This is a genomic window from Pseudomonas maioricensis, from assembly GCF_022790535.1.
In the GTDB taxonomy this organism is placed as follows: domain Bacteria; phylum Pseudomonadota; class Gammaproteobacteria; order Pseudomonadales; family Pseudomonadaceae; genus Aquipseudomonas; species Aquipseudomonas maioricensis.
On sequence record NZ_LOHG01000003.1, the window covers coordinates 273764 to 285116 of the forward strand.

Below are 11353 nucleotides of genomic sequence, written 5' to 3' on the forward strand. Positions count from 1 at the left end.
GCTCAATCGACGGCATCAAATACCACTCTTGCCGTCTGGCCACTTTCATCCAGCACGCTCAACTCATAACGGCCGAGCCGTGTCAGGGTTGGGCTGAAGCTGTCCTGATTTGCGGTGTCAGCCATCGGCATACCGTCGATGAACCACCAGCGACGACCGCTGCCACCCAAAGCTGACAGGTTGAGCCGCAAAGCTTGTCGGCTGCCCGCTGGCAAGCGCAGATGATCACCATCACGCACGCCGACAATTGTTAGCGGCGGCGCAAGATTCAACCCTTGCGGCGGGCACGCCGGGTCAACCTTTGGCAAACGCGCTTCACGGCGCTCCGCAAGGGCCAGCCACGGTTCCAGTGCGGCAGGCCACAGAATCAGGTCTCGCGCCTGCGCTCCTGGGCACCCGGCAGCAACCCGCAAACCCTGCCCGTTGACCCAGATTTTTTCCTGCTGGCCCAACCCGAGAGGCTGGTCGACCGCCTGCAAGGTCGGTGGCGTGGTGCCGTCGAGTGTCCACGCAAACCGTTGTCTGCGGCAGTTGGGGTCACTCTTGCTCATGGGCTGGCCGAGCGGCCAGCAAATCGCCGCCACTCCCACGCTTGAAGGCACCGGCTGAATCGGGGCGGCGATCCCTCGCTGACTGTCGCGATTCGCCAGTACATCGTGAACCTGCAACATTAAGGGTGCGGCGGATGCGAGGCCAAATTGCCCCGGCACCGGCGTGCCGTCAGGACGGCCGATCCACACGCCGACCACAAAGCGTGGGCCCACACCCACGGCCCACGCGTCACGAAAACCGTAACTCGTCCCGGTTTTCCAGGCCAGTTGCGGACGCTGTACAAGTTCAGCATGCGGGTCCAGATCCGGACGTGCCTGACCACTGAGGATCTTGCGGATAATCCACGCTGCGCCGGGCGACATCATGGGACGATCACGCAATGGAGCGTCGGGTTGCAGACGAATATCAGCGCTGCGGCCACCGCGGGCGAAAGCGCTGTAACCGCCGACCAGATCTTCCAGACGGCTGCCAACGCCGCCGAGGATCATCGCCAGATTCGGCTCGGCCAGTGGCGGCAAGGTCAACGGCACACCCCCGTTGCGCAACTCTGCCGCAAAACGCTTCGGCCCATAGGCTTCCAGCAGCTGTACTGCAGGCAGGTTCAGCGACATCGACAGCGCCGAACTGGCCGCAACCGCGCCACTGAAACCGGTGGCAAAGTTACCGGGGCGATAGTTGCCATAGTGGCGTGGCACGTCCTGCATCAGGGATTCGGAATGAATCAGCCCGGCATCCATCGAAAGCCCGTACAGAAAAGGCTTGAGGGTAGAACCCGGCGAACGCAGCGCGCTGATCATATCCACATGACCAAAACGCCTGGTGTCATTGATATCCACCGAGCCAACGTAGGCGCGTACAGCCATGTTCTGCGCCTCGACCACGAGAATCGCGGCCGAGGTACGCTCCGGTAATCGGGCACGCCAACCCAACAGCAAATCTTCAAGGCGGCGCTGCAGACCGGCATCCAGCGTGGTGCGAATCAAAGGCGGGCTGTCAGGACGATTCAGGCGCCGCGCCAGCAACGGGGCCAGGCTTGGCTCCTGACGCGGGGCCAGCAGCAGCGGTTCCTCCAGCGCCTCAGCCACCGCAGTCTCCGGCCAGACCTGAAATTGCGCGAGACGCTTGAGCACCTTGTCTCGCGCCTCCTGCGCCCGTTGCGGATGACGATCCGGCCGCAAGCGACTCGGCGCCTGCGGCAGCACGGCGAGCATCGCCGCTTCGGAGCGGGTCAGTTGCCGGGGCGATTTACCCAGATACGCCCAACTGGCCGCAGCGACACCCTGCAAGGTACCGCCAAACGGCGCGCGATTGAGATAGAGGGTGAGAATTTCGTCCTTGGACAGGTGCCATTCCAACTGCATCGTGCGCCACAGCTGCCGCACTTTACCGGGCAAGGTTCGCGCATGCGGGTCGAGCAGCCGCGCCACCTGCATCGACAGCGTGCTGCCCCCGGACACCACCCGAGCACCCGTGAGGTTCTGCCATGTGGCTCTGACCAAAGACAGCGGATTGACTCCGGGGTGGCTGTAGAACCAGCGATCCTCATAGGTCAGCAACGCTTCGGTGTAATACGGCGATACCTGATTGATCGACACTGGATAACGCCAGACGCCTTCGGCATCAGCAAAGCGCCACAACGGCGTACCGTCTTCGGCCAGCACGACGCGAGCCAGATCGTCCTTGGGTAATGGCAGCGGCCAGATACGGTCGGCGAGCCAGAGCAGCGCGATGAGCAACGCCAGCCCGGCGACGAACCCACACAGGCACTGTGTGACTAACCTGTAGGAGCGGTGCTTGCCCGCGACAAGGCTGGACGCGACTGACCTGGTATCTGCAGCGTCCTTATCGCGGGCAAGCACCGCTCCCACAGGTTCCGTGGATCCCAAAGATTGCGCAGGTCTCCGGCGCTTGAAGAATCGTGACAATATTCCCGGTTTCAAGGCAAAACGCCTTTACACTTCGGGGAACTCGCTGCACCAATCAATAGCCAAAGCGAACAGTCGCCTTTAATCATGGCCCTCATCAGGACACACATATGCAGGTAGAAAGCTTTTTCGAATGGCTGGGCCAGGCGCTCGGCGCGGTAATTCGCTTTATCGTCGATGGACTGGAGTGGTTCTTCAATATCTTCGCCAACGCGGGTGGGAATTTTGTCGACGGTCTGTCCCGCACGCTGGGCATGGACACCTCGTTGATCAGCATTCTGGCGCTGATCGTCGGCTTGATGTTCCTGTACTCGGCAGTTCGCGCCTTCATGCGCGCCTCGATCATCATGGGCATCATCTGGCTGGTGCTGGGCTTATGGTTGCTGAGCTGGATTATTCATTGATGCGCCGCCCCCTGTAGGAGCTGCCGAAGGCTGCGATAGCGGTGTGTCAGATAAGTCGCTTTCGCAGCCTTCGGCAGCTCCTACAGGGATTTGCGTCGTTACTTACCCTTCACCACCATCTGCGCAGCTGCTTCACCCAGGGCCTGCCAGTTCGGTCGATACATCGACTCCACTTGCGGTGGCGGCACACGGTAGATACCCGGTGTCACGGCACGAGCCAGATACAACAAGTGCACCGTGTTATAGCCGTTCAGATCCAGCGCAGCCACGTAGCGATCACCTCGATACTCCTGATGTTTGATGCCCGCGTTCTCCATCGACTGACGCCACTCTTTCACCGACTCGCTGGCGTCTTCCAAGCTGGCAGCGCTTTGAGCCAGGTTCTGGTTTTCCAGCTCCAGACCGGCCGGGAGCAAATCTACAACCAGTGCGTCGGGCACTCGCTGTTGAGCTTTGACCTCGATGTGCACCAGCAACAGCTGGCCGCTTTTCAGCGAATCAAGGTTGGCGGCCTCACCATCCAGCCCCAGGTATTCACGACGAATACTCAGATTCTCCCCGCCTGCTACCGGTGCACGAGTCGGATAACCCGACAGCGTCAGTTGTTGATACAACGTATCGCCGCCACGGTTTTGCACTGACATGGGAGTAGTAAGCAGCGGACCGTCGAGTTTGAGGCCCGGTTGCTCGTTACTTAGCTCGCGGCTCTGGGCACCGGCGCTGAGCGTCGCCGCCCATTTGCCTTCCGGCTTGCCCAGTAGATCGCGGCCCGCAAGGAACAATGCGTTGCGCTCCTGTGTGGACAGATAGCGGCTCGCAGCCACTTCATCGGCCAGGGCGAACAGGCGTTGATCGCGCTTGTCAGCCGCCAGATTATTTTCTTCCAGCAGCGACAGGATCAACGCCTGATCACGTAACGGGCTGCCGTAGTCGGCCAGCCACTCGTTGCCTTTACGGCCCGCCGCCAGCCCCGCCAGCATGGCTTGGTCCGCGCGAGGTTTGTCACCCATCTTTTCCAGCGCGACCGACAGCTGCACCAGCGGCAGACCGGAACGGGCGTCGGTGCGCCGATCAAACAGGCTGCGCAACGCGCCCAGTGGCGCCTGCTGGCTACGGGCCAACACCAGACCGGCGTAGGCCTGTACGGCAAAACGGGTGTGCTCGGCGTTTTGGCTGTAGTTGACTTCGATCTGGTTACGCTCCTGCAAATAACGCAGCAAACGTTCATTGGCTTTCTTCAACGCGTCAGGCGGTACCGCGAAGCCCTGATCGCGTGCACGCAGCAAGAAGTCGGTGACGTAGGCCGTCAGCCAGTATTCTTCATCACCGTCAGCGTTCCACAGGGCAAAGCTGCCGTTATGGCGCTGCATGCCCAGCAGCCGCTCGATACCCAACTCGACCTTGCGCTTACGCAGCGCATCGGTTTCGCCCTTGATACCCAAACGCTTGAGCGTTGCAGCATCCGCGTACAACGACGGATAAAGCCCGCTGGCCGTCTGCTCCAGGCATCCATAGGGGTAGGCTTCCAGGGCACGAATCTGCTCACCCAGATTCAGCGGCGGTCGGCTCGACACCGACAGCATGGCTTCGCGACCGGCAGGTTCGAACGCATCGAGCGCGCCTTCTGGCAGGCTCCACGGCTGCTCGTTAAGCGTTGTGCGGTAATGCTTGAGCATCGCCGGGTAAACCGGGCGTACACCGATGGTCCATTCGCGGGAGAACGGCGGCAGACTCTCGTCCGGCAGCACCAAGCCGTTCACCACGACTTTCAACTTGCCCTGGCCCAAACCACCCTCGGCACGTACCGGAATACGCAGCGTTGTACGTTGGCCCTGAGCCAGTTGCACGCTCTGGCTGAGTTCACCATTGGCAAGGCTCAACTGGCCCTCGGCGGTGGCCTGCACGGTTAGTTTCTGCGCTTGGCCGGACAGATTCGAGATATCCAGAGCAACGCTGGTCTGATCGCCACCGGCAAGGAAACGCGGTGCCGACAGCTCGGCAATGATCGGCGCCGCCACCACGGTCTTCGCTTCGGCCATGCCGTAGCGCTCATCGGTCCAGGCCTGAGCCATGATGCGCAGCTCGCCGTTGAAGTCCGGAATATCGACGCTGACTTCTCCTTCACCCTGGTCGTTCAGCGTCGCCGGCGCGCTCTGCAGGGCCACAATCGTCACCGACGTGTCGGGGCGTTTACCGCCCTTGGCCAGTGCGTCACCACCGAAGGCCATACTTGCCAGACGATTGCGACCGGCTTCGATCAACTGGCCATACACATCCAGTTGATCCGCGCCGTACTCTTTGCGACCAAACAGGCTGGCGAACGGGTCCGGCGTGGCATAACGAGCGATGTTGAGGATGCCCACGTCCACCGCCGACACCAGCACATGCACCTCTTTGGGCACGCTGCCATCGGCATTTTTTGCAGCGACTTTGAGCTTCAGCGGCTGCTTGGGACGCATTTTTTCCGGTGCGGTCACGGTAAGCGCCAGCTTGCGTGGCGAACGATCCAGCGGCAGATGCAGCACGCCGACGGCGCGTTTGGGGGTGACGTTAGCCTTGCGCTCACCGGGACGAACCACCAGCGCACTCAAGTACAGATCGTGGCGTGCCCATTTTTTATCCAGCGGCACGTCATACGTTTTGCCCTCTGCAGGCACGTCGATTTCCTGCCACCACAACGGCCCGTCACTGGACTCAACCAGCAGGTAACCCTTGCCTGCGGCGGGTGGCGTGACCGTAACCCTGGCAGTGTCGCCGTCGTTATAGCCAGCTTTATCCAGCGCCAGTTTGACCTGATCGGGCCGTACCGCGCCGCCCTCAGCGTTGTCCTGCCAGCGATACCCCGCCCAGAAACGCAGGCTGCTGATCAACCCTGTTTGAGGGTCTTCGACCTCAACCCGATACGGCCCCGACTCCACCGGAAAGCTGACCTTGACGGTCGAGCCTTGTTTGATGCTGATGGTTTCTTCGCTGAGGTTGAGGAATTTCTCATTGAAGTGATAACTCCAGCCCTCGTTGTCCGAGTAGTTCCAGTAATAGTCACGACGCTCGCGAACCAGTCGGACTTTGACGTTATCGGCCGCCAGCTTGTTACCCGCGTAGTCAGCCACCAGCACTTCGAACTCAACCGGGCCGTCGCCATCGGTCTGTGGCATGCCGTCGGTTTCATCGTATTCATCGTTGCTGCCCGGACTGCTGCCGAACAACGGACGCAACCCCGGCATCTGCTCGGCAGGCCATACAGGCTGCACCAGACGCCGGGTGATCGGACGTCCACCGGACTCTTGCAGGCTGGCCTGGAGGATCAACTGCACCGGCGATCTGGCGTTCGACCATTTGCTCTCCACCTCCAGACTCAGCTTGCCCTGTGCGTCAAGCGTGCTGGCTTCGATCTCCAGATCCTGCTTGAGCTCACGCTCGGTGATCGAGCCAAACTGATAGCCAGGTAAACCAGGCACTGCCTCGCGTAGCGGCCTGACATACAGCAGACCGATCAGGTTATTGCCTGATGCCGGAGCACCGTACAAATAACGACCGTTAACATCGAACACCGCGTTATCGGTGGTTGCAATGGGTGTTTCACTGCCTTTGATTTCCAGCGCCAACCGCTCTGGCAGGAAGTCCTCAACCTGAAACTCGTAGAGCTGGGGCTTGCCATCGCCCAGATCAAACACCAGTTGCCAACGCCCGGTTGGCGCCTCATCCGCCAACTGCAGTTGATACTGATACAGGCCTGAGGTGTCTGCTTCCCAGACAAATTTACGGCTGATTTGCTCGTCCGGGCGACGCACTTCGACCGTGATCGGTTGCGGCTTCACCTGCTTGCCATCGTTATCGCGCAGCAACCCATTGAGCAGTACGGTCTCCCCCGGACGATACAAATCCCGCGGGCCAAAAATGAAGAACTGCAACGGGTGCGCCCGTGGCCCGGTGATGTCGAACTCGGCCAGATCAAGCGCCGAGCTGTCCAGACGCAGCATGCTGGTCTGCTCATCTTTGTGCGCCAGGAGCACCGCAGCCTTGGCCGGTAAAGGCAACTCGGCATGGCCTGCCGAGTCGGTTTTGGCTTGCCCTACTACTTTGCCATTGCTGTCGTAAAGCTCCAGCTCTACGCCGCTCAGGGCTTTGCCACCCTCAAGCGCCTGAGTGAAAGCATCCAGGCGATTGGCATAGCGATGCACCGACAGACCGATGTCGCTCAAGGTAAACAGCGTGGCGGGGATGGAATAGTTGTAAGTCCCGGAAGCGCGCATCACCGCGAGGTATACCCCTGGGCCTTGCAGCGCTTTGATCCCGGCAATCGGCAATAACACCGTTTCCCGGGTGTTACGCGCCGGATTCAGGTCGAAGCGGCCTTCGTAAACCAGATCGGCTTTATCCAGCAACTCTTTGGATTCGTAATACTCAATGCTCGATGCACCGCGCCAGTTGCCGAGAAAAGCTGGCAACGCGTCGGGTTTAACCCGGAAGAACTCGACATTGACCTTTTCGACGTTCAGCGCAATAACCGGCAAACCTTCAGCCAGACGCGTCGGCAGCAAGCTGCCACGGCTGGCGAAACCCACGGTAGGTTGCAGGTCGGAGGTTTCCAGACGGCTGATGAACTCGGCAACCAGCGTGGCCTTGTTGACGCCGACCAGTCCCGCATCAACCGTCAGGACCAGTTTGCGCCTGGGCTCCAGATGACGCAGACGGAGTTCCATGAGGTTATCGGACAGCTCCCATGCGCCATCCACTTTGCCGCTCTTGCTGTCGACCAGATGCAGTTTTTCTGCGAATTTCTGCTCAGGGTCCAGAGGGACGGAAAAACTCACCGACAAGGTGCTCGCACCGTCCAGTTGAATCTCCGTGACATCCACGATGGTCAGGTCGCGACCCTCGTACCGCTTGCTCAACGCAGGAAGGTCCACCGCAGGCTTGGGCTTGTTCGACTCCACTGCCACAGGCGGTGTGGCGGGCGCGGGTTTATCCGGGGTGGAAGAATCACAAGCACTCAGCAGCGCAAGCGCGCAGGCCAGAAACAATCCTTTGTTAAACATGGGGCACTCATCGGCGGCAGATTGAGAGAAGGTCACTATATAGCAGGCACATGACCGGGAATGTCAGGCCGCGAAAATAGACACCCGCTTTGAGACTTTGTTCTCAGGGGGCTGCGTAGGAAAAGTGGACAGCAATCGTAGGGGTGGTCACAGATTTCAATGTGGGAGATTCTATGTCTGGCTGGATATTTTCTGTGCTTGAACCAGCGCTATCGCGAGCAAGCTCACTCCTACAGACGACCACAAACCCCTGTAGGAGTGAGCTTGCTCGCGATAGCGTCGGTTCAAGATGACGCCCTGCGCGGAGCTGAACATATGCCTTATTGTCCGGATTCGGTGGCGGCGTTGAAGCGGTATCTCGAGAGTGGTCTGTAGTTCCTGCGCAAGCGGTGCTTGCCATGAGAAGGGTTGGTGGCTCGCAAGCACGTTCGCGCCTACCGGTTGGCGCGGTGTCACTCAACCAACTTTTGGGGTTCAGTTCACTCTACAATACCCGCCTTCCCCGGGAGCCTTCATGTCCAACCTGCTCAACGACTGGCGCGACCGCGCCACCCATCGCCGCGTCTGGGCGCTGGCTGCGCCGATGATCCTGTCGAACATTTCCGTTCCGTTAGTGGCGCTGGTCGACAGCGCGGTGATTGGCCATCTGCCCCACGCCCATCAACTGGGTGCCGTGGCAGTTGGCGCGACGCTGTACACCTTCCTCGCCTGGACCATGGGCTTCCTGCGCATGGGCACTACGGGCTTTGCATCCCAGGCCGCCGGACGCAACGATGGCTCCGCCCTGCGTCAGATACTGCTGCAAGGCTTGCTACTGGCGATGGGGCTTGCGCTATTGCTAGGCGTGGTCGGCTTGCCGTTCAGCCACATGGCGCTGAACATGATGCAACCCTCCAGTGACCTGCAACAGCTCACCGAGGCGTTTTTCCATACCCGACTGTTCGGACTGCCCGCCGCACTGGCCGGTTATGCCTTGGTCGGCTGGTTTCTCGGAACCCAGAACGCACGCGCGCCGCTGATGATTCTGCTCACCACCAATCTGGTCAACATCGCCCTCAACCTGTGGTTCGTGCTTGGCCTGGACTGGGGCGTCGTCGGCTCGGCACGCGCGTCGGTCATTGCCGAGTGGACCGGTGCGCTGCTCGGCCTCGCATTGACCCGCAAAACCCTTTTGGCCTGGCCCGGCCAGATGTTGTGGGCCGCCCTGAAGCGCTGGGAAAACTGGAGGCCCCTACTGGCGGTGAACCGCGATATCTTCATCCGAAGCCTGGTGCTGCAATCGGTGTTTTTCCTGATCACCGTACAAGGCGCACGACTCGGCGACGCGACAGTAGCGGCCAACGCATTGCTGCTCAATGGCCTGTTGCTTACCGCTCACGCCCTGGACGGGCTGGCCCATGCCGTCGAGGCTCTCTGCGGGCACGCCATCGGGGCGAAAAACCGCATTGCCTTACGCCGCTCACTGACCGTCGCCGGAGGCTGGTCATTGATTGCGAGCGTGGCGTTTGCCTTGCTGTTCCTGGTGGCAGGGCATTTATTTATCAGCCTGCAAACCGACATTGCCGAAGTGCGCGAAACAGCTTTCATCTACTTGCCCTATCTGGCAGCACTGCCGTTGCTGGCGGTCTGGAGCTACTTGCTCGACGGCCTGTTCATCGGTGCCACCCGTGCCCGTGAGATGCGCAACACCATGCTGGTGAATATGGTGCTGGTGGCGCCTTTCGCTTACGCACTGCAGAGCTTCGGCAACCACGGGCTATGGCTGACCCTCTTGCTGTTCATGCTGCTACGCGCGTTGACTCTGGGCTTCGTTACCTGGCGGCTGAGCAAGAGCGGCGCCTGGTTCAATGCTCCGGTTCAGCATCAGGCTCAGTAGGCGTCGCCAGCAGGATTTGCGGGCTACTCAGTTTCAGCCCCTCGGCGTTAATGCTCAGGGTGCTGTCGCCCACCGTGAAGGACAGCTCGCAGCCCTCCTGATAGCTGATCCGTGAGCCACCTTCAATCTGAATCCATGACTCGCCGCCTGCTGCTGTCAGAGGGTTCAGGTTCACCTCAAGTCGATGTGGAGGCCTGCGTTGTTCAGGCGGATCAGCGATGACGTCGGTCGATTGCCAGACACAGGCGCTGATCACCGGCTGGTCCATGTCCCCGTCCGTAAAACTCACGACGACCCGCATACCCCCACGCAGGGTTGTGGTCAGGTGCGAAACCACCGGTAACCAGCAATTGCCACACGCAGAAGCCTGCCCTGGATACCCCCAGTCAAATTGCACATTGATCCGCCCTTGGGCGTCCGGCCTGGAGGGCTCATCCGCCGGGCCAACGACATAGGCACACTGGATGGTCGCAACAAAGGCTCGCGGTCGCGGCGGCGGTTTGAAACCCGCCTCCCAGGGTGCGACCTGAAACTGATTGACGTACATACCCTTCTCGGAGGAGACGAGGTTGTGCAACTGCCGGGTATCGAAACCACGATGCACGACATGAGTCACCAGCCATAAATGATTCAAGCCCTCCTCCGGATGCCCTTTGAGCGGCAATAAATGCCCGGACGAAACAAAGGACAACGTGCTTTCGCCTTCTCCTTTCTGACGGCTATGGTCGGTTTGCTCATCGCCTTCAGGTGTCACCGCGAAGTGCGTGACGCCAGCCTGCCTAGGTACCTGCTGAAAGATGGCAGTAGAGGTCCGGCGAAAGACCCGCAAACCATCGCCGAACACCAACTCATGGTCTTTGCGGGAATGATGGAAATGGAAGTGGATGCCCTCTTCCGCACACAACCGCTGCACCAGATGCAGATCGGACTCACGGTATTGCGAGCAAAAATCACGCTTACGGTACTCGGCTCTAAGGTCAAAGCGATAACTGCCCTCCCGAAAGCCATGCTCCTGCAGCACCTGACCGATGATCTGCGGCGCGCTTAGATGTTGGAAAACCCGAGGCGCGTAACGCTGTGACAAACAGGTGAGCCGAGGCCCAAGGGACAGCCTGTAACACGCGGGTCCAGGCTTGTAGTGACTGCGTACGACACTGTGAATCTGTCCGTGGACACCTGTTTTTTCACCCTGAAAACTTAAAAAAGCAACGCGATACATCAGGCCCTGCTGATCCAGATGCGGCTCGTCGATCAGCACTTCCAGCTCAAAGACAAAAGCCTCACTGATGGCTTCCGTTCCAGTAAACGACAACACCTGCAAACCTCGAAACAGAGGGAGGATGTCGAGATTAAAGTGATGAGCGACAGCTGGGCCGGGCATGGAGGTGTTCTCTACAGGGACGCGGCCGTGGATTCTGGCCGAGAAGAACCCTCGGGTAGAGAGCGAAACGAAGAATAGGACGTTGCCTACAGAGGATTAGGAAAGCGGAGCAGAGAAGCAGGCCTAAGCTGGAAAGCAATCCCCGCACCACACATCTGACCTGTAGGAGCTGCCGC

5 protein-coding genes are annotated in these 11353 nt (G+C 60.0%); 2 read left to right on the forward strand and 3 right to left on the reverse strand.

The genetic code is table 11. From position 1 onward, the window contains the following. Window positions 1–2: 2 nt before the first annotated feature. Complete coding sequence (gene pbpC, locus AUC61_RS06605) at window positions 3–2315, reverse strand: peptidoglycan glycosyltransferase PbpC (RefSeq protein ID WP_279290944.1); 2313 nt, start codon at window positions 2313–2315, stop codon at window positions 3–5. Window positions 2316–2587: 272 nt separating this feature from the next. Here pbpC and AUC61_RS06610 point away from each other — a divergent pair, with 272 nt between their 5' ends. Next, window positions 2588–2881 (forward strand): hypothetical protein, encoded by a 294-nt coding sequence (locus AUC61_RS06610; protein ID WP_243245127.1) that lies wholly within the window; start codon window positions 2588–2590, stop codon window positions 2879–2881. 98 nt (window positions 2882–2979) lie between these two features. On the opposite strand, the gene AUC61_RS06615 is transcribed toward AUC61_RS06610, so the two are convergent. Further along, window positions 2980–7920 (reverse strand): alpha-2-macroglobulin family protein, encoded by a 4941-nt coding sequence (locus AUC61_RS06615; RefSeq protein ID WP_243245129.1) that lies wholly within the window; start codon window positions 7918–7920, stop codon window positions 2980–2982. Window positions 7921–8434: 514 nt separating this feature from the next. Here AUC61_RS06615 and AUC61_RS06620 point away from each other — a divergent pair. Then, the gene (locus AUC61_RS06620) at window positions 8435–9796 is read left to right on the forward strand and encodes an MATE family efflux transporter (RefSeq protein ID WP_243245131.1); all 1362 of its coding nucleotides are present in this window, start codon (window positions 8435–8437) and stop codon (window positions 9794–9796) included. On the opposite strand, the gene AUC61_RS06625 is transcribed toward AUC61_RS06620, so the two are convergent. After that, window positions 9765–11177, reverse strand: a complete 1413-nt coding sequence (locus AUC61_RS06625) for a contractile injection system protein, VgrG/Pvc8 family (protein WP_243245132.1) — start codon at window positions 11175–11177, stop codon at window positions 9765–9767. The genes AUC61_RS06620 and AUC61_RS06625 overlap by 32 nt on opposite strands. Window positions 11178–11353 lie beyond the last annotated feature (176 nt).

Coding starts and splice junctions, on each gene's coding strand:
- AUC61_RS06615 (WP_243245129.1), bottom strand. CDS start 7,920: ATGTTTAACAAAGGATTGTTTCTGGCCTGCGCGCTTGCGCTGCTGAGT.
- AUC61_RS06625 (WP_243245132.1), bottom strand. CDS start 11,177: ATGCCCGGCCCAGCTGTCGCTCATCACTTTAATCTCGACATCCTCCCT.
- AUC61_RS06620 (WP_243245131.1), top strand. CDS start 8,435: ATGTCCAACCTGCTCAACGACTGGCGCGACCGCGCCACCCATCGCCGC.
- AUC61_RS06610 (WP_243245127.1), top strand. CDS start 2,588: ATGCAGGTAGAAAGCTTTTTCGAATGGCTGGGCCAGGCGCTCGGCGCG.